17 protein-coding genes are annotated in these 22,959 nt (G+C 44.9%); 5 read left to right on the top strand and 12 right to left on the bottom strand.

Features of this window, described 5'->3' with window-relative positions; all coding sequences use genetic code 11:
- Positions 1-58: 58 nt before the first annotated feature.
- From AAEY79_RS01685 to AAEY79_RS01670, 4 genes are all read right to left on the bottom strand, one after another.
- Positions 59-1,549 (bottom strand): aldehyde dehydrogenase family protein, encoded by a 1,491-nt coding sequence (locus tag AAEY79_RS01685; RefSeq protein WP_101212038.1) that lies wholly within the window; start codon positions 1,547-1,549, stop codon positions 59-61.
- 170 nt (positions 1,550-1,719) lie between these two features.
- Positions 1,720-3,120, bottom strand: a complete 1,401-nt coding sequence (locus AAEY79_RS01680) for a VOC family protein (protein ID WP_374190020.1) — start codon at positions 3,118-3,120, stop codon at positions 1,720-1,722.
- Positions 3,121-3,329: 209 nt separating this feature from the next.
- On the bottom strand, positions 3,330-4,601 hold the full coding sequence (locus tag AAEY79_RS01675) for an aspartate aminotransferase family protein (protein WP_201575704.1): 1,272 nt from the start codon (positions 4,599-4,601) through the stop codon (positions 3,330-3,332).
- 267 nt (positions 4,602-4,868) lie between these two features.
- Positions 4,869-5,816, bottom strand: coding sequence for a LysR substrate-binding domain-containing protein (locus AAEY79_RS01670; RefSeq protein ID WP_201575696.1), 948 nt, complete (start codon positions 5,814-5,816; stop codon positions 4,869-4,871).
- A gap of 588 nt (positions 5,817-6,404) precedes the next feature.
- Between AAEY79_RS01670 and AAEY79_RS01665 the strand changes: the two genes are divergently transcribed.
- On the top strand, positions 6,405-7,604 hold the full coding sequence (locus AAEY79_RS01665; RefSeq protein WP_201576310.1) for a sugar transporter: 1,200 nt from the start codon (positions 6,405-6,407) through the stop codon (positions 7,602-7,604).
- 97 nt (positions 7,605-7,701) lie between these two features.
- Here the strand turns inward: AAEY79_RS01665 and arfB are convergent, their stop codons facing one another.
- Positions 7,702-8,115 (bottom strand): alternative ribosome rescue aminoacyl-tRNA hydrolase ArfB, encoded by a 414-nt coding sequence (gene arfB, locus AAEY79_RS01660; RefSeq protein ID WP_352286992.1) that lies wholly within the window; start codon positions 8,113-8,115, stop codon positions 7,702-7,704.
- Between the two features lie 330 nt (positions 8,116-8,445).
- On the opposite strand from arfB, the gene uvrA reads away from it, so the two are divergent.
- Positions 8,446-11,043 (top strand): excinuclease ABC subunit UvrA, encoded by a 2,598-nt coding sequence (uvrA, locus tag AAEY79_RS01655; protein ID WP_352286989.1) that lies wholly within the window; start codon positions 8,446-8,448, stop codon positions 11,041-11,043.
- Between the two features lie 30 nt (positions 11,044-11,073).
- Here uvrA and AAEY79_RS01650 read toward each other — a convergent pair whose 3' ends face one another.
- On the bottom strand, positions 11,074-11,952 hold the full coding sequence (locus AAEY79_RS01650; protein WP_350587819.1) for a CoA ester lyase: 879 nt from the start codon (positions 11,950-11,952) through the stop codon (positions 11,074-11,076).
- An 82-nt stretch (positions 11,953-12,034) separates the two neighbouring features.
- Positions 12,035-13,171 (bottom strand): AraC family transcriptional regulator, encoded by a 1,137-nt coding sequence (locus tag AAEY79_RS01645; RefSeq protein WP_350587818.1) that lies wholly within the window; start codon positions 13,169-13,171, stop codon positions 12,035-12,037.
- Between the two features lie 388 nt (positions 13,172-13,559).
- Here AAEY79_RS01645 and AAEY79_RS01640 point away from each other — a divergent pair, with 388 nt between their 5' ends.
- A complete protein-coding gene (locus AAEY79_RS01640) occupies positions 13,560-14,819 on the top strand; it encodes an alkane 1-monooxygenase (protein ID WP_350587817.1) in 1,260 nt (419 codons plus the stop codon).
- Positions 14,820-14,938: 119 nt separating this feature from the next.
- On the opposite strand, the gene AAEY79_RS01635 is transcribed toward AAEY79_RS01640, so the two are convergent.
- From AAEY79_RS01635 to AAEY79_RS01620, 4 genes are all read right to left on the bottom strand, one after another.
- Entirely contained in the window at positions 14,939-15,700 is a 762-nt protein-coding gene (locus AAEY79_RS01635; protein ID WP_352286985.1) for an SDR family oxidoreductase, read from the bottom strand.
- Between the two features lie 172 nt (positions 15,701-15,872).
- Positions 15,873-16,667 (bottom strand): SDR family NAD(P)-dependent oxidoreductase, encoded by a 795-nt coding sequence (locus AAEY79_RS01630; protein WP_201584000.1) that lies wholly within the window; start codon positions 16,665-16,667, stop codon positions 15,873-15,875.
- 3 nt (positions 16,668-16,670) lie between these two features.
- Entirely contained in the window at positions 16,671-17,678 is a 1,008-nt protein-coding gene (locus tag AAEY79_RS01625; RefSeq protein WP_010198539.1) for an NADP-dependent oxidoreductase, read from the bottom strand.
- A 221-nt stretch (positions 17,679-17,899) separates the two neighbouring features.
- Positions 17,900-19,705: an acyl-CoA dehydrogenase gene (locus AAEY79_RS01620; RefSeq protein WP_201583996.1), complete on the bottom strand. Its 1,806-nt coding sequence runs from the start codon at positions 19,703-19,705 to the stop codon at positions 17,900-17,902.
- Positions 19,706-19,904: 199 nt separating this feature from the next.
- On the opposite strand from AAEY79_RS01620, the gene AAEY79_RS01615 reads away from it, so the two are divergent.
- Positions 19,905-20,915, top strand: coding sequence for a GlxA family transcriptional regulator (locus AAEY79_RS01615; RefSeq protein ID WP_201583994.1), 1,011 nt, complete (start codon positions 19,905-19,907; stop codon positions 20,913-20,915).
- A 207-nt stretch (positions 20,916-21,122) separates the two neighbouring features.
- Here AAEY79_RS01615 and AAEY79_RS01610 read toward each other — a convergent pair whose 3' ends face one another.
- Positions 21,123-22,379: an LD-carboxypeptidase gene (locus AAEY79_RS01610; protein WP_201566034.1), complete on the bottom strand. Its 1,257-nt coding sequence runs from the start codon at positions 22,377-22,379 to the stop codon at positions 21,123-21,125.
- Between the two features lie 271 nt (positions 22,380-22,650).
- Between AAEY79_RS01610 and AAEY79_RS01605 the strand changes: the two genes are divergently transcribed.
- On the top strand, positions 22,651-22,935 hold the full coding sequence (locus AAEY79_RS01605; protein ID WP_352286981.1) for a hypothetical protein: 285 nt from the start codon (positions 22,651-22,653) through the stop codon (positions 22,933-22,935).
- Positions 22,936-22,959: the final 24 nt, after the last annotated feature.

The following is a 22,959-nucleotide window of genomic DNA, read 5'->3' as shown; positions in this document are numbered from 1 at the left end:
GTTAAATAGGCGCTGAGCCTACTTAACAAGCGTCACATCACATCACATCACATTCTTACTAGCCAAAGTTGATGCCTTGCGCCAGTGGCAGCTCGGTTGAATAGTTGACCGTATTGGTCTGACGACGCATATAAGCTTTCCATGCATCAGAACCTGATTCACGACCACCGCCGGTTTCTTTTTCGCCGCCAAATGCGCCGCCAATCTCAGCACCGCTGGTGCCGATATTGACGTTGGCGATACCGCAATCACTACCGCGATCGCTGAGGAACGTTTCAGCTTCACGCAAGTCATTGGTAAAGATACAAGATGACAACCCTTGTGGGACATCGTTTTGCATCGCTAGCGCATCGTCAAATTCTTTATAAGGCATGACATATAAAATCGGTGCAAACGTCTCACTACGTGCCACGTCATTTTGCTCATCAAGCTCAACAATCGCCGGGGTCACATAATAAGCATCGGGGAATTTATCCATCAGCACCCGCTCGCCGCCCGTGACTTTACCGCCAGTATTGCGAGCCTTTTCTAACGCCGCTTGCATATTATTAAAGCTGTCTTCATCAATCAGTGGACCGACCAAATTGCCTTCAAGCGGATGGCCGATGCTCACCGTCTCGTATGCAGACTTAACGCGCGGTAAGATATCGTCTTTGACCGACTCATGAACGAACAGACGGCGTAAGGTGGTGCAGCGCTGCCCTGCCGTTCCTACTGCTGAGAATAGAATGCCACGTAGTGCCAAATCTAAATCGGCAGTGGGTGCCAAAATCATGGCGTTATTACCGCCAAGCTCAAGCAAGCATTTACCAAAACGCTCAGCGACTTTTGGCCCCACTTCTCGGCCCATGCGCGTACTACCGGTGGCACTGACTAAAGCGATGTCTTTGTTTTCAACCAACGCATTACCGATATCGGTTTTGCCCAATATAATTTGCGATAAATGTGCTGGTGCTTCACCAAATTTTGCCAAGGCTTTTTCAAATAACGCTTGGCAAGCTAAGGCGACAAGTGGGGTTTTTTCTGAAGGTTTCCAGATGACAGGGTTGCCACAGACGATGGCCAGTGCCGTATTCCAAGACCAAACGGCGACTGGGAAGTTAAAGGCAGAGATGACGCCGATGACGCCCAGTGGATGCCATGTCTCACGCATGTGGTGACCTGGGCGTTCTGAGGCGATGGTTAGACCATAAAGCTGACGCGATACGCCCACGGCAAAGTCACAAATATCAATCATTTCTTGTACTTCGCCAAGGCCTTCTTCTTTGATTTTTCCGGCTTCTAGCGATACTAAGATACCTAAGTCTTCTTTGTGTTCACGCAGGACTTCACCCAACAGACGAATCAGCTCACCACGTTTAGGGGCAGGAACGACACGCCATTCTTGAAAGGCTTGTTTGGCATTTTGGATTTTATTATTAACATCATCAACGCTATCTAGAGTTATCTTGCCAATAACCGTACCGTCTATAGGCGTATTGACTTCAAAATCGCCATGTTGATATTGTTCTTCTTTGACACCCATGGCAGACATGTATTGCTTAATCATAATCAATCCTTTGCTTATTGGTATAATGGTTTACTACGTCCTTGACTGACTTATAAAATTACCCTGCTACCTACTAAGTTGCAAAATAATAAATTTCTTGCAGTCATTCCTTTTTGGAATGACGTAGTAATAAGTCGGCTATACGCTGGCTATTTTTAGCCTAAATTTTACTAAATATTGACACTAGACAGGCACTGCTCAAGGCTTTGCGCCTGCATCGCTTCATACAATGCCATCTCATCGTAAATGACTGCCCCCAAATCACGTTCAAACTCTTGTTGGCTTGAGTAACCATCATATTGGCTTGGCTGCGCCTGTTGCAGATTCGATTGAAAGATACCGGCGGCACTGACAGGCAAAAAGTCCTCATAAACGATGGGTTCAATGCGAAGCACTTCATCATTAATCAGAGCAGTCAGCTTAGCATTAGGCAGTTTATTCAAATCATCATTGCTTAAGGTGGCGGCCAACAATGCTTGACCATCTTCAGAATCAAGGCTGCTATCCGTCAACTGGTAATAAAAATACGCCAGCCCCTCATCGTGTAGAGTTTGATAATCATCAGGAAAAGCGGTAAATACCTCAGTTAAAATTTGATTATACTGAGCCGCATTGTCCTCATTTGGGGTAGCACCAAGCTGGCGGTGAGCTGCGGCCAATAATTCATCATAAAGCGCGCGGCCCTTTTGTGTTAACGCCACACCGCGTTGCTCAATCTCTCCAAAGCGCGCGGTATGATGCCCTTGCTCGTACTCTTCATGGCTAGCGTCTGAGTTATTAGCAACTTTAAAGCCAACCGCTTCTTGTAGCGCTTTAAAACTGGTTTGCCTTAATAAGATAGGACACGCTCTACGCGGTGGCCCTTCGATAATGGCTTTTGAGGGTATGCCTCTTGCTTGCATGCCTTGTTGTACGGCATCAATATCCAAGGTTCGAGGCGTTAAATGATTGATATGTGGACCCTTAAAGCCGACCACATCAGCGACGAGCGGATGCTGATTTAATAGACGCTGATAGAGCGCTTTTGCCACCGGCGTTTTATCATGCCAACGAAATGTCTCTAACGCTTCTTGGACAAATTGCTCTGCTTGCTCAGTAGTCAAACCACCTTGCGCCTCAAAGACTTCAATAAGCTCAATAACGCCAGCAGTGAATATCTGACGCTGCGCCAGTGTGGCCGTGGCTTCTTGTTGTAAATTTTCATCGACAATCAAATCTAAACGCAATAACGAGGTAAAAACGCGAAAGGGGCTTTTATGCAATGAATGCGAGTCAAGCGCGCGAAAAGCTGTTGAATGCACCGGCACGCCAGCAGGCGCTAAATCGTAGTAGCCGACAGGGTGCATACCCATCACGGCAAAAAGACGGCGCATCATGCTCAGCTCTGCTGCGCTACCCAGCCGAATCGCCCCGTGGCGCTCCATGCTTAGGCGCTCAATCTCGCCCGTATGCAGCAGTTGTGATTTGATATCAGGATGTGAGGTTAATACTTCGGTATTGACCTCACTGACCAAATCAACCAAGTCGCCGTATAGCGGCACCTCGTTCTGATACATGGCTGACATGGCCATAGAAAAATGATGGCGGATATCATCGCTGCAGATAAAATCCTTATCTGGACTGACGCTACTATTTTTCACAAATAAACATCCTTGTAATAGAGTTAATAAATCTTTAGCTTAATAATAAGTATTTTGTTTCGAGCATTTGGTTATGACGATGCGCTATCTATCCTCAGCACGCCTAAGCACTCCTAAACATGCCTAAGCACTCCTAAACATTAAGCGGCAGGCAATCCATCAGGAAGCGCGATGAGTACCTCTTTTAGAATATCCAACCCTTCTTTTAGGGTGTCAGAATCTATGGTAAGTGGCGGTAATAAGCGAATGATATGGCGATATTGCCCACTTGGCATCAGCAATAGACCACGCTCGCGGGCTTTGGTTAATACTTGCGCCATCACACTTGGATGCACATCATGCTCAGGATGGCGCAGCTCGATACCGCGCATCGCACCGATACCAGTAAGACCAAATAACCAAGGTGAGATACCTTCTTGCTGCCATTGGCTGATGGTCGTCTCAATCGTCTGGGCATAATGCTTGGCTGACTGCCAAACGTCATTAGCTTGCATGATATCAAGCGTGGCATTGGCAGCGGCGCAAGCAACTGGATTGCCAGAATAAGTACCGCCCAAACTGCCTTTAGGAAGACCATTGACCACACTAGCCTTGCCTATGACCGCACCTAAAGGCAAGCCGCCTGCTATACTTTTGCCAAGTAAAATAAGGTCAGGCTCAATCCCTAAATGGGTAAAAGCAAACGGCGTACCCGTACGACCATAGCCGGATTGAATTTCGTCCATGATGAGTAACATGCCGTGCTCATCACAAAACTTACGTAGATATTGCGCAAAGGTGGGCGACATCAATTGAAAACCGCCTTCCCCTTGTACAGGTTCGACGATGATGGCACCGATATTATCGATATCGGTTTCTACCATAAATAAACGCTGGAGCGCATCAATCGCTTGCTCGTCGCTGATATTGTTATCGGGGCTGGGAAAAGGAATATGATAAACGCCGCTCCCTAATGCACCAAGCCCGCGCTTATAAGGCGCGACCTTACCATTGAGATTGACCGCAGCCAGTGTGCGCCCATGAAAGCCACCATCAAACGCAATGACGCCTGTGCGACCCGTTTTCATGCATGCTATCTTTATAGCGTTTTCGGTTGCTTCTGCACCGCAGTTGGTGAGCATCCCTGCCAGCTCGCCGCTAATAGGCACAAGCTCACACAATCGCGGCATAAAGCTTTGATACGGCTGATGCGCTGCCGCATTGTAGGCATAGTGAATCAGCGCCTGGGCTTGCTGAATGATGGCGTCAACGATGTAAGGATGGCAATGACCAAAGTTTAAAACGCCGATACCGCCGACAAAATCGATATAGCTGCGGTCATTGTCGTCCCAAACTCTGGCATTTTTGCCTTTGACGAGCGTGAGCGGATGCACCATCGTAAAGGCATCGGTCACGTTATAAAGCTTGTCCATGATGAATCTCTATCTCTTCCTTGAGTTAGACTCATTTCAACAAAACATCATTCCGGCAGCAAACGAATAATAGTTGTGGTGGCATTCCTTTTTGTCATTGCCAGTAAATTAGCTCCCTAAACGAATCCTTTAAAAACAAAAAAAACTGCGTATTAAGGCAGTTTTTTTAGCTTGTTAAATTTTCACAGCAAATAACTTTGTAGGATAAAAAAAACAAGACCAGTGCTATAAAAAACACTTTAGATTATCGAAAAAAACAGCAGGACATTATAAAACCAACCCTAACGCCTTTTCACGCTCATCTGAGATTGCTAAATAAGCCGTAATCCATTCTAAAACCGCTTTGACCTTATGCGATTGCCCTGAAGAGACAGGATAAGTCACATAATAGCTGCCGCGACCCTTTGCCGCATAATCCCACGCCAGCACTAAAGCGCCTGATTGTAGCTCGGGCTCAACCAAACGTAACGGCACTAAGGCTATACCATAGCCCAGTAAGGCGGCAGAAATGCAAGCATGGAAAGTCTCAAAACGTGGACCTACAAAAGTGCCATCGACGCTGATATCTTGTTGCTTAAAGTACTCATACCACGCACTTAAGCGCGAGCTTATTTGCAATAACACATAGTCATTTATACACTCAGTACTCAGTGTTTTATCTCGCAAATACTGCGGCTGACAGACCGCAACGCAGTATTCATCGAACAGTTTTATGGCCTCCATATTGCTCCACATGCCATCACCATATAAAAAAGCAATATCGACATTTTGGTCTTCAGAAAAAAATGGCCCCGCCAGCTCTTTAATATCCAAGTTAATAAGCGGGTATTCTTGACTAAAGCCACTGAGTGCTGGAATCAACCAACGGGCACAAAATGTCGGATGTGAGACGATTTTTAGCAGCTCGGTATTACTGCTATGCGACATCAAATTGGTGGTCGCCACCTCGATATGTTTTAAAATCTCTAACACTTCAAGATAATATGACTTGCCAGCAGGGGTCAGTGAAATCCGGTGCGGCGTCCGATAAAACAAAGACAGGTTTAGCATCTCCTCCAACTGCGCCACTTGCTTACTGATGGCGCTTTGGGTCATGTGCATCTCTTGCGCGGCATTGGTAAAACTCAAATGACGAGCAGCGGTCTCAAAACATTGCAGCGCCGTCGTTGAAGGATATCGTCTAAAGGCTAATGGTTTATTGGTGTCGGTTTTCATAGATTGCTTTTCTTTTATCCCATCTTAGGGCGTGTTTTCAATTCACTCGATAGTCATCTAAATGGGCTAAAAATGGCTAAATCTTGCCAAACATCGTCAAATAGCTTGTTAATATCCCGATATTATCTACGCTATTTTTCTTGTTTGACAGCAATTTATCTCATTTTTATCGCCATTTTTGAAATGAAGACACGCCCTAGTAAAATATCAATGATTATTTAAAATCACGTTATCAGGCATTCCTAGCCTATGGCGTCATCATACCTATATTCAAGCGTAAATAGCGATACCTCACTATAAACACTATGTAACTGACACTGATGCCATCATCAGATTTACTTAGCCATTCAACCAATTATTTGGTCGCTAATTTTAAAGACTCTCCTACAAAAAAACGGTCGATTCCTGATAAAATAGTAGGGTCTGATGATAGGCTCTGACATACCGCAACTGATTTGCTATCTTGCCCTCCTCTTTTTCATCATTACGACCTATGCCGCCATGTATTTCCGACATCACGCTTAAACTCATGAATTATTTTTCAGCTAATTTGCACTATTAGCGCCTTCTTTATTTGTATTGGATCATATGAAACATAACCTTGAGGTGAGCGCAAATGCTCGCCGAACTCAGTATTTCCAAGTATTTTTGATGGGCGTCAGCGCCTTTATTATGAATACTACCGAATTTGTCCCCGTTGCCCTATTAAGTGACATCGCCCAAGATTTTTCCATCACTACAGCAGAAACTGGCTGGATGTTGACGCTGTATGCGTGGATTGTCGCGGCCATGTCATTGCCATTGATGCTGCTCACCAGCCGATTTGAGCGTAAAAGCTTACTTTTGGGCTTGTTTGTGGTTTTTATTGCCAGCCATGTGTTATCAGTATTTGCTTGGAGCTTTGATATATTGCTGATTAGCCGTGTTGGTATTGCACTTTCGCACGCGATATTTTGGTCAATCACCGCAGCGATTGCGATACGCGTAGCACCAGAAGGCAAAAAAGCACTGGCACTTAGCGTACTTGCGACCGGTACTTCATTGGCGATGGTGCTCGGCGTGCCACTAGGGCGCTTAGTCGGTCAATGGTTTGGTTGGCGGGCAACCTTTGGCGGTATTGGCGTGATTGCTTTTATCGTGTTTATCTTGCAAGCCAGGCTATTGCCAACGCTACCAAGTATGTTTGAAGGCTCGTTTAGAAAAATCCCAGAATTGCTCAAAAATCCCTTATTGGTCTGTTTGTATCTACTCATTTTACTGGTCTTTACCGCGCACTATACCGCTTACTCTTATATCGAACCCTTTATGCGACAGGTTGGCGCTATTAGTGAAAACGCCGCGACGGTTGTCTTGCTATTATTTGGGGTGGCAGGGATTGCCGGCAGTGTGATATTCAGTCGCTGGGGTGATCGTTTTAATACCAGATTGATGCTGATATCGATCATATTAATGCTGATATCTATGCTGGTGCTATTGTTTGCCGTGACCTCCATCTGGGCGCTGAGTTTCATTGCGTTACTGTGGGGCGCGGCGCTGATGCTGCTGATTATCTCCATGCAAGCCAAAGTCATCATGGTCGATGTCACGGCGCAAGACATGCTGATGTCGATGTTCTCAGGGATTATTAATTTAGGCATTGGCGCCGGTGCACTGTTTGGTGGTTATGCCGTAACGCATATTTCTATATCAAGTGTCGGCTATGTTGGCGCGGCTATCGCCAGTGTGTCGCTGCTCTTGATGTTATTTATGATAAAGCGCTTTCCTGAATTAAGTAGAAGACTTGGTTAGCTAAAAATCTGATAGTAAATAAGCCTATAAAAAATGCCAGCTATTTAAATGGGCTGGCATTTTGCTGTTTGCTTTATTAAAAAAGTAAGCCGCTTATTTAAAAATCCACCTTACCGCGTAAAGCTTTGGTCTTACCGCGCTGGGTTTTTTGATCGACGCGTTTACGTTTGGCATTTCTGCTAGGTTTGGTCGCTTTACGGGTTTTATTGACATGAGTGGCTTTTATAATAAAGCTTTGCAGCCGCTCAAGCGCATCAATTCGATTACGTTCTTGGGTACGAAACTGCTGCGCTTTAATAATAAGTACACCTTCTTTGGTGATTCGACTGTCTTTACTGTCCAATAAGCGCTGCTTAATGACATCGCTTAAGCTTGAGGCATGAATATCAAAACGCAGATGAATCGCAGAAGAGACTTTATTGACGTTTTGCCCGCCTGCCCCTTGCGCACGTATAGCGCTAATGTCTACTTCGCTGTCATTCAGGCTAATGGTATTGCTGATAAAAATCATAAAACACTTTTATAAATGATTGATAGATAAGGTTAATGATAAAGCATTCGCAGTTAACGCGCCACTTGCCCGCTTAATAGCGGTCAAAACGTCATATTTCTTAACCTCTATAATCTGCAATTTATCGGGTAAACCTTATCAATGTTATTGTTTGACGTTGCTGTGTCTATCCTCTGTCTATAAAGCGTAAGCCTGCGCAGTGATTTGATTTTAAGGTGGTAGGATGACTTTGAGCAGAGTCGATATTAAACAAACACCTTATCAAACAGACACGGTATTGTTGAACCAAAGCGTTGACGAGCCGATTTTAGGCAAAGGAATAAGCGTTGTATGACGACCAATAATAAGAAATCTAATCATAAAAAATCTAACACTTCTCTCAAAAATCACAACCTTGCCGCTGATGAAAGCATTCAAGTCAGGGGCGCACGGGTGCATAATCTCAAAAATGTCAATGTAGATTTACCGCGTAATGCGTTGGTTGTTTTTACTGGCATATCAGGCTCAGGTAAATCGTCGCTGGCATTTGGCACTCTGTTTGCTGAGTCGCAACGCCGCTACCTTGATTCGGTATCGCCTTATGCACGGCGCTTGATTGACCAAGTTGGCGAGCCTGATGTCGATTCGATAGAAGGCTTGCCGCCCGCCGTCGCCCTGCAACAGCAGCGCGGTACGCCGTCGGTACGTTCATCAGTTGGTAGCGTGACGACGATTTCAAATGGTCTGCGTATGCTGTACTCGCGAGCGGGTGAATATCCTGCTGGGCAAGACATGCTATATGCCGATGCCTTTTCGCCAAATACGCCAGAAGGTGCTTGCCCTACTTGCTCAGGTATTGGCCGCGTGTTTGAGGTCACAGAAGATTTGCTCGTGCCTGACAAGACGAAAACCATTCGAGAACGCGCCATTGCTGCTTGGCCACCAGCATGGCAAGGGCAGAATCTGAGCCGGATATTGACCACACTGGGCTACGATATCGACAAACCTTGGAACACCTTACCCAAGGAAACCCGCGATTGGATTTTATTTACCGATGAAACCCCAGAAGTGCCAGTTTACCCAGAATACAATCTCGAGCAAGTACGCGAAGCAATCAAAAAAGGTGAAAAACCTAATTATAAAGGCACTTTTACCAGTGCAAAAAATTTCGTCTTACATTCTTTTGCCACCACTCAAAGTCCACGTACCAAAAAACGTGTGGCGCAGTTTATGCAAATTTCAGAATGCCCAAGCTGCCATGGCAAAAAGTTAAAACAAGAATCGCTGGCGGTTAAATTTGCAGGGCTTGATATTGGCGAGTTGTCACAATTAACCTTGACTGAACTGGCGCTTAAACTTCACAACGCTGCCAATAAAAAACTCAGCGATGATATGCCCGATCGTGAAAAAGCCATCGTTGCCAAGCGTATTGCCAGCGACATTTTATCGCGTGTAGAAGCGTTAACCAGACTTGGGCTAGGTTACTTATCACTTGAACGCACCACACCTACCTTATCGCCCGGCGAGCTACAGCGCCTAAGACTTGCCACTCAAATTCGCTCTAGACTATTTGGCGTGGTTTATGTACTCGATGAACCGTCCGCTGGCCTGCATCCTGCCGATACTCAGGCGCTATTAGGCGCTCTAGATGAACTGGTAGCCGCGGGTAATTCATTATTCATTGTCGAGCATGATGTCAGCGTCATTCGCCACGCCGATTGGATAGTCGATGTCGGACCAAAAGCGGGCAGTCACGGCGGTGAAATCATCTATAGCGGCCCTGTCGCAGGCTTGCAAGATATCTCTGATTCCTATACTGGACAATATCTTTTTAATGGGGATTCCAAAAATAAAAAATTAAAAACCCAGCAACCAAAAGCCCATCAATTAACAAGCCAGCAGCCAAGACAACCTAATCATTGGCTAAAACTTGCCAATATCGAGCGTAATAATCTACAAGGGTTAGATGCGGCATTTCCTTTAGGGGTGTTAACCACAGTGACGGGCGTTTCAGGTTCGGGGAAATCGAGTTTGGTCAGTCAAGCGTTGGTTGAACTGGTCTACAATGCGCTAGGGCAAAAAACTGTGATTGAAGCGCCCACCGATGAAGCGGCCTTACTGGAGCAAGAACAAGAAACGCCAATAGGCGGAGAGATAGTCAGTGGTATGGAGCATATCAAACGCTTAGTCACTGTAGACCAAAAAGCCATCGGGCGCACACCGCGCTCAAATCTGGCCACTTATACTGGACTGTTTGACCATGTGCGCAAGTTATTTGCTGCCACCAAAGTAGCAAAAGCAAGGCACTATGATGCTGGACGTTTTTCATTTAACGTTAAAAAAGGACGTTGCCCAAATTGCGAAGGTGTCGGTTTTGTCAGCGTTGAGCTGCTATTTCTGCCGAGTGTTTACTCGCCTTGCCAAGTGTGCCACGGTCAGCGCTACAATGACGAAACCTTAGAAATTACTTATCAAGGTAAAAATATCGCTGAAGTACTTGATTTAACGGTCGAAGCGGCTTCTGAATTTTTCGTTGATGATGCCCCAATAATGCGCGCCTTAGATGCCTTGCTAAAAGTTGGGCTTGGCTACCTAAGACTTGGGCAACCAGCGACCGAGTTGTCTGGTGGCGAAGCACAGCGCATCAAGCTTGCTACCGAACTGCAGCGTACCCAGCGCGGCGATACACTGTATGTGCTCGATGAACCAACGACTGGCTTACATCCTTCTGATGTCGCGATGCTGATGGCACAGTTAAATGGGCTGGTCGCAACCGGTAATACGGTGATTATGGTTGAGCACGATATGCAAGTTGCTAGCAACAGCGATTGGATTATCGATATGGGTCCGGGTGCTGGTGATGAGGGCGGTCTTATTGTGGTAGAAGGCACGCCAGCAGAAGTCGCAAAGTCAAAAACCAGCCGTACTGCGCCTTTTTTACTTTTTTAGCCTATTTCGGCGCACTCTATTAACAACCTTTTATCCACTCAGCAACTGACGGCAGCGCTCGATTACGGGCGCATCGACCATCTGACCTGCTATTTTAAACACCGCTTGTCCGCTTCTGTCGTACTCTTCTAGCACTTGTTTGGCAAATGACAATTCGCTCTCTGTTGGTTGTAAAGATGCTTGCACGGTGGCGACTTGCTTGGGATGAATACACAGCATCCCTGACATGCCCATCTGTGACCAAAGCTGTACTGTAGCACTTAAACCTTCGTCGTCCTTAAAGTCAGGATAAACCGTATCAATAGGCGCTAATAATTGATGTACTGTTGCCGTTAAGATTAATTGATAGCGAATCTGATTGGCGATGATGTCTGCTGCTGGCGTTCCAACAGTGACACCCAAGTCATTACACAAATCTAAAAAACCATAGCTGAATGTCAACAGCCCGGACGCTTTTGCCATCGCCTCTACCTGATGCAAACCAAGCGCACTTTCTATTAAAGCAATTACCGATAAGCCAGTGGCTTGGTAAATTGCTTCAATATCTGATGCTTGTTCGGCTTTTGCCAATACGATACCCGCCAGATTAGGCAACTGCTGGCACAATGCTAAATCTTTTTTACACTCATCACTACTCGCTTTATTGATACGTAGCCAAATCGGCTGCAGGTTTTGTAAATTATCCTGCTCATTATAATAGTTTTTTATAGATTCGCGAGCTTGCGCTTTGTCCTCGTAGGCAACCGCATCTTCTAGATCGACAATCACCGCATCTGCGCCACTAGCAAAGGCTTTTGCTACTCTATCGATTCGAGTCGCTGGGACAAATAGCCACGTCTTCGTATTTATATAACTGTTTACTACTGCGTTATGATGAGGCTGCTTTTTATCTTTAATAGGATTTTTCATTGTTGTTTCTATTGTTGCTTTCATAGTTACCCTCACGATTAATCGCCCGTAGTCATCAGTCTATTTGGGGTGAGCATTTATGTTATGGCTTTGATTTTTTGCTATGAGCTTTGCGGTAATGACTGGGTGATTGCCCATAACGCCGCTTGAATGCACCACTAAACGAGTGATCCGACGCATAGCCTACCAGTTCGCTAATCTTGCTAATTGAATATTGTTCTTGCCGCAAAAACCTTGCCGCCAGTCGCAAGCGATAGTGACTCAGATATGCCAGCGGCGTGATACCAACTGACTGCTTAAAGCGCTCATTAAGTCCTGAGCGCGACAGACCTGATGCTTTCGCTAAACCCTGTAGTGTCCAAGCATCTTCTGGGTAACGATGTATCAAATATAGGGTATCTGATAGACAAGGATCTTTTAGGGCGGCCAGCCAATTGCCATTTTCATCTCCGTTACTAGTAATGTTATTTTCAACACTGTTGTCGGTATCATTGTCTATCTGCCATGGATGATCAATCCACGATGGCGTACTGTTTAAGGCATTATCTGTAGTGTGATTTATGTTGTCATTAAATCCTGATGCCATTTCTAGCTGTTCGACATACTCGCGTATACACTCAATCATCAGCATGCCAGCCAAGCGCTCAAGCATCGTAGTCTTGCCGGGACGCTGCAAGCTCACTTCTAATAAGAAAAACTGCAATCCAATATGCACTACATCATTATAAGCCGAGTGCTTTTGGGTCACTGGCGGTAAACTGGCAGGCAACGCGGATAGCAAAGGTCTTGCCATATCGGTGTCAAACTGACTGCGTACCACAATAAATTGTGCCTCGTTATCTTGCACATGGTTAGTTTGAACATGATTACCTTGGGCAATAACTTTATGACCGCTATCTGTATTATTAATCTCTAAGCTAATTTGACCTTCAGTGTGTGCGGGCATGAGCGTTTTGACTGTGATATTGGATACTATTGGCGCTGATTGACACGTATAACTGTCCTGTGTGGTCAACATTACCATGTTGTTGGCTGTGATGATTTTCCTGTCATGATTACCACTGCCATAGCATAGATGTACCTCGCCACTGACGATCACAATGAAGGTCAGATAGTCCTGTCTATTCTGTACCAGTTGCCAAGTGCCGCGTGCATTAACAGTGATATATTGCACCTTTTGCAAATGCATCTCATCAAACAGTCGACTTAAAATATCCATGTCTCAACCCAATCCCAACTACTCGCTTTAAAAAGCGTTATTAGCGCTAATTACTATATATATACGCTATGTATAAGCCCTAACATAACGAAGTCTGACGATTAAATCTGCATATACTTTCATTTTTGGACGCAAAGTGAGATTTTTTTGTCAATCAACGCCGTTTTCAAGACTATCAAAGGTCATAATAAATTATCAGAATGTTGATTGATAATACATAAACTAAATCGTTTCTGACACCGTATCCGTTTTATATAGGACTCACTATATAGTCATTTCAATATAATTTGGATACAAGGAAAACGAGTGAAAGTCTTATAAATAGCAGACTAAGCGAGACTGATACCGTATCTAATTTATAGAGAATTGACTATACAAGGACTGTATAATGACTAAGACATTAAGCGCTAAAAAACATGCCATCATTCAAGATGCGATGGATGGGTCACTATGGCGCGACCCAAAAAGGAGGTTTTGGCTGTGTAGTCCATCACTGCCTCTATTAGGCTGCTTGTTCGCTTTAGGATTACGAGATCAAAAGGGCTTCGAGCTTAAAAATACAGCGCTGGCTTGGGGAGGCACTATCTTGATCCACGGTATCATCCCGTTGGCAGATGTGTTGGTCGGTCGTGATGATAGCAACCCGCCTGATAGCGCTATGCAAGCGCTTGCCCAAGACCCCTATTATAAGTGGATTGCTCATGCTTTTATACCGTTACAATATATGGCTTTTGGTCTGCTGGCTTATCAGTATAGTCAGCGAAAGTTGCCTTGGTATAATCGCTTAGGAGTGGCATTGACGGCAGGAATCGGCAGTGGTATTGCGATTAATACCGCCCATGAGCTTGGTCATAAGTCTGACCACCTAAACCGTACTTTGGCACGTATCAGTCTTGCGCCAGCGGCTTATGGACATTTCGCCATAGAGCATAATTTCGGTCATCACCGCTGGGTGGCGACCCCAAAAGATCCAGCCAGTAGCAAGTACAACGAGAGCTTTTGGCAGTTTTTACCGCGCACAGTGTTCGGTGGCCTACGTTCCGCTGTAAGCATTGAAAATGAGCGGCTCGCCCGTCGACATAAAGGCTTTTGGAACAAAGACAACGAGCTGTTGCAAGGTTGGGCGATGTCGGCGGTACTTTATGCCACTCTTTATAAGGCTTTTGGCAAAAAAATCCTACTCTTTATAGGGTTGCAAGCAGTATATGGCTTTAGCCTGTTAGAAGTGGTGAATTATCTAGAGCACTACGGTCTGCTCAGAGAACAAGACGACAACGGCCGCTTTGAGCGCACACAGCCCGAGCACAGCTGGAACAGCAATCACACCGTGACCAATTTGTTTTTGTATCAATTGCAGCGCCATTCTGACCACCACGCACATCCAAGCCGCGCCTATCAGTTGCTCAGACATTTTGAGGAAGCCCCGCAACTGCCGATAGGCTATGCCACGATGATTATGCCCGCCTATATCCCGCCACTGTGGTTTGCCATTATGAATAAGCGTGTCAGAACACATTATAATAATGATATGAGTAAGGTTAATATGCATTCCAAACCATTAAGCCCATTAATGCAGCGCACGACGAATACGTTTGAGAAAGGCTTACAGCTATTAGATCGCGTCATGGCAAAACGTGCGAGTAGATAAATTTAAAATAGTGAGTCAAAAGTAGTGAACTAAAATTAATAAACATTGAGACATAAAAAAAACACGTTATTAAGTAACGTGTTTTTTATTATAAAAATATAGCGATAGTTATAACTAGATTAAGCCAACATACCGCCATCAACCACCACCGTTGCGCCCGTAGTATAACTTGAAGCGTCAGATACGAGATACAATACTGTACCAGCCATCTCATCAGGATGGGCAACACGTCCTAACGGAATTGCATGGAGCGCCATCTTTAAGACTTTATCATTAGTTGTTAAAGCAGAGGCAAACTTAGTATCAGTTAAGCCTGGCAATAACGCATTGACGCGAATATTTAACGGCCCACATTCTTTGGCGAAAGCTTTGGTCATGCTAATGACAGCAGCTTTGGTGATTGAGTAGATACCTTGCTTATCACCAGCGACTAAGCCATTGACCGAGGCAGTATTTAAAATTACGCCGCCGCCCTGCTCGCGCATCATCTTACCAGCAGCTGTCGACATAAAGAAGTAACCGCGGATATTGACTTCGACAGTTTTATCAAAAGCGGCTAAGTCGGTATCTAAGATATGGCCGTAATAAGGGTTTGCCGCGGCGTTATTAACTAAAATATCGATTTGACCAAATTCGCTTTTGATATGCTCAAAAATCGCCTCAATCTGATCCATATCACCCACATGACAAGCAAAGGCGCTGGCTTTATGACCGTCGGCGACGATGCTATCAGCGACCGCTTGGCAAGCATCAATCTTACGGCTAGAGACAATCACATGCGCGCCTCTTGACGCCAATAAGCGGGCGATAGATTCGCCAATACCGCGGCTCGCACCCGTCACTAAAGCAATCTTACCCGTTAAATCAAATAAATCTTTCATCGTTATTCCTTATATTTTGAATTAGCTATTCAGTTTTCAATTTTTTATCGTAACCACTTAATAAATTATAGTCGAAAAACTGCAAATCTATTACAAGGCAGCTGAGTGTAGATAGTACGCATGGTACATCGAGCGAGGCTAACAGCGTAATGATTTAGCAGTTATTTGACTATTAAGCCAACATACCGCCATCAAGGGTAAACGCATGACCATTCATAAAGCTGCTTTCATCACTCGCTAGCCACGCAATCGCGCCAGACACTTCATCGACTTTACCTAAACGGCGTAATGGACTGGCATTAATAGTGGCTTTTTGCGCGCGCTCGCCCATCTTCGCCATGGTATTTTGCACCATTGGCGTATCAATAAAGCTTGGACATACGGCGTTAAAACGAATATTGACGCGCGCATATTCATGAGCAGCAGACTTCGTCAGTCCCATCACGCCATGTTTGGCAGCGCTGTAAGCTGACAGTAATGGCGCAGAACGCAAACCTGCGATAGACGCCACATTGATCACATGTCCACCGCCATTAGGTGCCATGCATGCAACAGCCGCACGCATACAATGCCAAACACCTTTTAAATTAACGGCGATATTGCGGTCAAAATCCTCATCGCTTAGCTCATGCATCGGTGCAGGCTGATGGTCGATGCCCGCATTATTTACTACGACATCAAGACCACCCAACGTTTCCATGGCAAAGGCGAATAAGGTGCGTACTTCATCACCACTGGTAACATCGACTTTTTTAAAGACGATACTATTGCCCGCATCTTGACCTTGCTTAGCAACGGCTGCGCCCATCTCTTCTGCCATATCACCGATCACGACTTTTGCGCCGCGACTGGCTAGCAATAACGCACTTGCCGCACCAATGCCAGACGCACCGCCTGTGATTAAAATACGTTTACCAGAAACGTTACTGGCTACGTCTGATGCAATTCCATTTGTATTCAGTGTCATGATTTATCCCTCTACCTTAAGTACCAGTTTGCCGAAGTTTTCACCTTTAAAGAGCATCATCAAGGTATCAGGGAAAGTCTCGATACCTTCAACGATATGATCTTTTACTTTCATATCACCTGACTGAATCCAGCCAGCAATCTCTTTCATCGCGATTGGATATTCTTTGATATTATCAAAGACAACGATGCCTTCCATACGGGCACGATTGACCAATAATGACAGATAGTTTGACGGCCCTTTTACCGCTGTGGTGTTGTTATATTGGCTAATCGCACCGCAAATCACGATACGCGCGCGCAGATTAATTTGGGTAAGGACGTCATTTAAGATATCGCCGCCTACGTTGTCAAAGAAGACATCGACACCGTTTGGACAGGCTTGCTTTAAGCCTTTTTTGACATCCTCATTTTTATAATCTACCGCAGCATCGAAGCCTAGCTCATCGACTAAGAATTTACATTTCTCAGCACCGCCTGCGATACCAACGACACGGCAGCCTTTTAGTTTTGCAATCTGTCCAACCAAGCCACCGACCGCACCCGCAGCACCAGAGACGACCACTGTCTCGCCAGCTTTTGGCTCACCTGTTTTTAATAAGCCAAAGTAACCGGTCATACCCGGCATACCGAGCACGCCTAAGTAATAAGATAAGGGTGCAAGGTTTGGATCGACTTTGTATAAACCAGTACCATCACTAACTGCATACGACTGCACGCCATTGTGACCACAGACATAATCGCCGACGGCAAACTTCTCATGCTTACTTTCAATCACTTCGCCCACGGTACCTGCACGCATGACATCACCAATTTGTACCGGCTCGATATAAGATTTGGCATCGTTTAACCAGCCACGCATCGCTGGATCCATCGAGATATATTCAATTTTTATCAGTAACTGACCGTCTGTGATAGTCGGTAGTTCTGACTCAGTATAATCCCAAGTCTCCGCACTCGGTGCGCCAACAGGTCTTTCTTTTAAACGCCACTGCTTATTCATTGTTGTCATTATTTATTCCTTTAAATTTTTATAAAAAGCCATTGGTATCGTTTGCTTAAAAAGAGTTTATTCAAAATAAGCCAAATATATTAAAAAGCGTTCTTCTGGGATAAATTTTTCTCGCTTGCTGTGCGCTTTGCACTCCAGAGGCTTCGAAAAATTCATCCCAGCATCACATTGGTCGTATTATTCAGGCATGTTCTTATGTTGAAAACATTCCAAACAATCACTTAAAACCATTCTGCTTGCATATTGGTACATACCGCATTGTCGTTATTTAACAGCTCGATATCGCGATTGATTAACGGCAACTCCCAATCGATAAAGTATTTTGCTGCTTGGATTTTACCTTGATAGAAGTTTTGCTTTTCAATATCTGTTGTCTCGCTTAGCAATTGCTCAGCTTTACTCGCTTGGCGAATCCAAATCCAGCTGACCACGATAGAGGCAAAGATATTCATTAGTGCTTGTGCGTTACCCGTTAATGTAAGTGCTTTTTCCGTTTGCAGGATTTTGCTTAGATGCACCAATACTTCATGCAGATGACCCATATAAGGCATCAATTTACCGGCAAGTTTGGCGGTTTCTGGTGTGCTGATACTTTCTAAGTCTTGGGTAATTTCACGTTTTAGAATTTGAATACCAAGACCCTTGTTTTGCCATAACTTACGGAATGACAAATCTAACGCTTGCACGCCATTTGTGCCTTCATGAATGGGATTGAGACGATTGTCACGCCAAAACTGCTCGGCTTGATATTCACGCGTATAACCTGCGCCGCCCAATACTTGAATGCCTAAATCATTGGCTTTTGGACCATATTCAGATGGCCATGCTTTTAACACTGGCGTGAGCAAGTCCAATAACTCTGATAGCTCAGCTTTTAGTGTTGCATCTTCACAAGTATTGATACGGTCGATCAGGTTTGAGCCGTATAAACACAGCGAGATACCGCCCTCGCTATAGGCTTTTTGCGCCAACAACATACGCTTCACATCGCCATGCTGGATAATCGCCGTTGCTGCATCTTCAGGCTTATTATTGGGCGCGATTCTGCCCTGTGTTCTGTCTTTGGCATAATCGAGCGAGTATTGATAACCACGATAGCCAATCATCGCTGCGCCAAAGCCAACCGCGATGCGCGCTTCATTCATCATCTTAAACATATAACGCAGACCAAAATGCTCTTCGCCGATAAGATAGCCATAGCACTCGCCTGCATCACCAAAGCTTAATGCCGTGGAAGTCGCGCCTCGATAGCCAAGCTTATGAATGAGTCCGGTTAAATGTACATCATTGCGCTCGCCGACCGATGCATCGTCATTTAAACGATACTTCGGCACGGCAAATAAAGAAATACCTTTGACGCCACCAGGACCGCCGGGCACTTTAGCTAAGACCAAATGCACGATATTGTCAGACAATTCGTGATCGCCTGCTGAGATATAAATCTTGCTGCCTTTTACGCGATAGCTGCCGTCGTCTTGTTTAACAGCGGTAGTTTTGATATCGGCAAGCGATGAGCCAGCATGCGGCTCGGTTAACGCCATGGTGCCGGTAAATTCACCCGTTAGCATACGCGGCATAAAGGCATTTTTAATCTCATCACTGGCGAAATGTGAGATAACATTAATCGCCGCCGTGGTCAAAAACGGATAAGCCGTCGTTGATGGGTTGGCCGCCATAAAATAGCCTGCCACTGCGGTCATAACCGTTTCGGGTAATTGCATGCCACCATCGTCAAAGCTATAACGACCAGCGATGAAACCCGACTCGCGGAACGCATCAAAGGCGACTTTTACGTCACTTATCATGCTGACTTTTTTGCCATCGAACTGTGGCTCGTTTTTATCTGCCACATGGTTATGGGGCAAGAATAAATTGGTCGCGATTTTATTGGCGGTGCCTAATACCGCATCGAAGGTTTCGCGGCTGTGTTCTGCAAACTTCGGATGCTCGGTTAAATGTTCAGTGCCCAATACATCATATAGTTGGAACGGTAACTCAAAGTCATTGATAAGCGTATCTGCTGCCATAGTATTCTCGTTAACTCATTAAATTTGATGATTCATTGATATTAATCTAATTTAACGCCTTGCCGTATTGTCATTTATGACATAATTATGGTCAAATAAGACATCTTCTCTAACCTATAGTGAGTGAATTTCAAATTACGTATCGTGCGGCTGGTGAATATCAGCTATAAATTTGCATACACTTAAAGGAAGCCAAATTTTGCCCTACTTCAAACCGTTTAAAGTGATTATCGTTGGCTTCGATGGCGTGCTCGGTAGTGTGCTTGCTGGGGCGCTAGATTTATTTTCGTTTACTGGCGTCAGCTGGCAGCGATTCTTGGATGAGGCAGTAGAACCAAGGTTTGACGTGCAGATTGCAAGCTTAGGTGGCGCGGATATCAGATGCAGCAACCGTTTGATTATGCGAGCGCATTGCGATATTCAGGAAGTCACAGAGTGCGACTTACTATTAATTCCAACCATTGGCGATTCAATTGATAAAGTATTGAGCCAAAATAGCGATTTAATTTCACACATCAAGCGACTGGCGAATACCAAGGCGGATATCGCTAGTAATTGTAGCGGGGCTTTCTTTTTGGCAAAAGCAGGCTTGCTCGATGGCAAAGTAGCCACCACCCATTGGGGTTATGCCCGTAAGTTTAAGACCGATTTTCCATTGGTTGATTTGCAGGAAAACCAGTTTGTCACTCAATCAAAGAATCAATCTGGCAATATATTCTGTGCGGCAGGCGGTAGCGCCTTTTATGACTTGGGACTATTATTAATCGAGCGGTATTGCGGACGTGAGATTTCTACCCAAGTGGCAAAAACTCAAATTATTGATAGTAAACGCGGCAATCAAAACAGCTATACCAATGTAACCTTGCATAAACCACATGCTGACCAGTTGGTTAAGCAGGTACAAGAATTTATCGAGGAAAACTTCAAACAACCTATGCAGGTGAGCAATTTGGCTGCTATGGTGAATATCACCCCGCGCACCTTAAACAGGCGTTTTCAGTCATGCGTTACTATGCGCCCAATTGAGTATATTCAAGCAGTACGAATTGAGCAGGCCAAGCGCTTACTGGAATTGGGCGATGTGACGATAAAATCGCTAGCTGAGCAAGTCGGCTATGATGATATCTCGTCATTTACGCGGCTGTTTAAACGCGCTACTGAGCTAACCCCGAAAGAATATCAGGATAAATTTTCACGACTGGCGATTTAACTTGATAGTAGACTTTTTAGAAGTAATACGTGGCTGCAATAAATTTATCACAGCAACAATTTTTATATAATTCATTCGATATAAAAACGATACAGCGAGATGAAACGTTGTTTTTTGTAGCCTCTGTCGGCGTAGGCACAGCACGCAAGAAAAACAACGTTTCATTGAGCGACCTGATAACTACGTATCTGATTTATTTGGATTTGACTATAGGCTTAAACTTTTTTGCCACAAGCCTTCGACATGAATGGCATCGGCTTTAATCGTTGGATAATCGCTAAATGCCAATTGATAGCCACCAACTGTATTTGGACTAATCTGACACATCGCGCCAAGTGGAAAGCTGTGCTTTTGCCCAATATGACCAAAGCGCATGCCGCTATAAATCGGCAATCCTGTCAGCTGATGCAATTGACGAATGACGGTGGCGACATCATAACGCTTATCATAACTGTCCTCACCGCTACCCGATAACGCACCGAATACAATCGCTTGCTGACCTTTAAACACCCCTGCCAAATACAAATCATAGAGCATGCGCTCGATGCGGTAAGCTTGCTCGCCGACGTCTTCTAAAAATACGATACCGCCAGCAATACGTGGCAAATACTCACTACCTGCCAGCGCCGATACCACGCTTAGATTGCCACCCCACATAGTGCCGGTTAGATTTTTTGGCTCAGAATTTGTCAGAATACTGGGTAAATTTACACTGGTTAACGACGCATCTGCTATATTGATAGTCAGATTGGGATTGGTTAATGCTTCTACAAATTGGCGACAGCTGACTTGGTCGGGTTTGGTTTTGCCAAACTCGCTATAGAGCATCGGCGCGGCAAGTGAGCTCATACCGCCTTTTGCCAGTAGCGCACACTGAATCGCGGTCACATCGCTAAAGCCCGCCAGTATCGTGCCGCGCTCCTTCATAATACGACCTAAAGTTGACCAATCAACCATCGGCAATAAACGCATCGCACCATAGCCGCCGCGTACACCAAGTAGCAGTTTAGGCGCTTTAATCGCACCCGTAGCAATGTTTTGCAAATCACTAGCGCGCTGCGAATCCGTACCCGCAAAGCGTAAATACTGCCGTTTGGTAATCGCAGGATTATCCACCTTAAAGCCCGCACAAGCCATGCGATCTAACGCCAACTCATTACGCTCGTCACTACCGCCGACATTGGAGCTGGCAAAAAGCCGCGTCTCAATATTTGGCGTGATACAACTCGTTTGCACCTGCAATGTTTCGGGCGCTGCTTGTTGTGCTTGTCCTGATGGCAGGCTCTCATCCATCAACGCCGTTGGCAGATCATCTTTGGTAAATTGCGTGCTGTTATCTTGCCCAGTAGTATTAGCAGCCAGTGCTTGAGTAATGCTTTGGGTCGCTAACAGCCCTGCCCCTGCGCTGATTCCGACTTGACATAAAAACTGGCGACGATTCAGCTCAGAAAATTTCTTAGTCATTATTCTACCTTTTTTGCCATGCAGCTAGGGTCTGTTGGACAGACGTCTTTAGCACACGTTAAATATTTGTTTTATAAGATCTCATAAACTGGATTATAACGCAGGTTTGGACAATATCGCGTCTTAGGATGGTTTAGCTCAGCTCAATCTATCGCTGCTATAGTCAACAAAACGATACAGAATCACTCACAGTCTTATTTGGCTGAAGTCGCTACTCTTGTTATAGTAAAGGGCGTTCAATAGTCTTTAACAAAAAATAAGGAATATGAGTATGGCTGACAAAGAGAAAGAGAAAGAGAAAGAGAAAGAGAAAGAGAAAGAGAAAGATAATAAAAGCCTGATAGACAGTATTAAGGTCATTTTAGGTAAAGAAGATAAGCTCAATGACCAGCTCGAAAACGGTCGCGGCCTTGAGCGTTATGCTAAGGATTTGCTACTGCTGATGAGTTTAGTCAAAGATTATTATCAAGGCAACTATCGCAATATTCCCTACAAAACTATTTGGGAGTTTCCTAAAAACTGTGTAACTGCTTATAATCCACTAACTGGAGAATAAGCAATGACTACTCAATCTGACATT

It is taken from the genome of Psychrobacter sp. GW64-MNA-CIBAN-0177 (assembly GCF_040309585.1).
GTDB classification, from domain to species: Bacteria; Pseudomonadota; Gammaproteobacteria; order Pseudomonadales; family Moraxellaceae; genus Psychrobacter; species Psychrobacter okhotskensis.
Note: the sequence above shows the minus strand (reverse complement) of the source record. Positions and strands in the feature narration are given on the sequence as shown.

Coding starts and splice junctions, on each gene's coding strand:
- AAEY79_RS01685 (WP_101212038.1), bottom strand. CDS start 1,549: ATGATTAAGCAATACATGTCTGCCATGGGTGTCAAAGAAGAACAATAT.
- AAEY79_RS01680 (WP_374190020.1), bottom strand. CDS start 3,120: ATGGCCATGTCAGCCATGTATCAGAACGAGGTGCCGCTATACGGCGAC.
- AAEY79_RS01675 (WP_201575704.1), bottom strand. CDS start 4,601: ATGGACAAGCTTTATAACGTGACCGATGCCTTTACGATGGTGCATCCG.
- AAEY79_RS01670 (WP_201575696.1), bottom strand. CDS start 5,816: ATGAAAACCGACACCAATAAACCATTAGCCTTTAGACGATATCCTTCA.
- AAEY79_RS01665 (WP_201576310.1), top strand. CDS start 6,405: ATGAAACATAACCTTGAGGTGAGCGCAAATGCTCGCCGAACTCAGTAT.
- arfB (WP_352286992.1), bottom strand. CDS start 8,115: ATGATTTTTATCAGCAATACCATTAGCCTGAATGACAGCGAAGTAGAC.
- uvrA (WP_352286989.1), top strand. CDS start 8,446: ATGACGACCAATAATAAGAAATCTAATCATAAAAAATCTAACACTTCT.
- AAEY79_RS01650 (WP_350587819.1), bottom strand. CDS start 11,952: ATGAAAAATCCTATTAAAGATAAAAAGCAGCCTCATCATAACGCAGTA.
- AAEY79_RS01645 (WP_350587818.1), bottom strand. CDS start 13,171: ATGGATATTTTAAGTCGACTGTTTGATGAGATGCATTTGCAAAAGGTG.
- AAEY79_RS01640 (WP_350587817.1), top strand. CDS start 13,560: ATGACTAAGACATTAAGCGCTAAAAAACATGCCATCATTCAAGATGCG.
- AAEY79_RS01635 (WP_352286985.1), bottom strand. CDS start 15,700: ATGAAAGATTTATTTGATTTAACGGGTAAGATTGCTTTAGTGACGGGT.
- AAEY79_RS01630 (WP_201584000.1), bottom strand. CDS start 16,667: ATGACACTGAATACAAATGGAATTGCATCAGACGTAGCCAGTAACGTT.
- AAEY79_RS01625 (WP_010198539.1), bottom strand. CDS start 17,678: ATGACAACAATGAATAAGCAGTGGCGTTTAAAAGAAAGACCTGTTGGC.
- AAEY79_RS01620 (WP_201583996.1), bottom strand. CDS start 19,705: ATGGCAGCAGATACGCTTATCAATGACTTTGAGTTACCGTTCCAACTA.
- AAEY79_RS01610 (WP_201566034.1), bottom strand. CDS start 22,379: ATGACTAAGAAATTTTCTGAGCTGAATCGTCGCCAGTTTTTATGTCAA.
- AAEY79_RS01605 (WP_352286981.1), top strand. CDS start 22,651: ATGGCTGACAAAGAGAAAGAGAAAGAGAAAGAGAAAGAGAAAGAGAAA.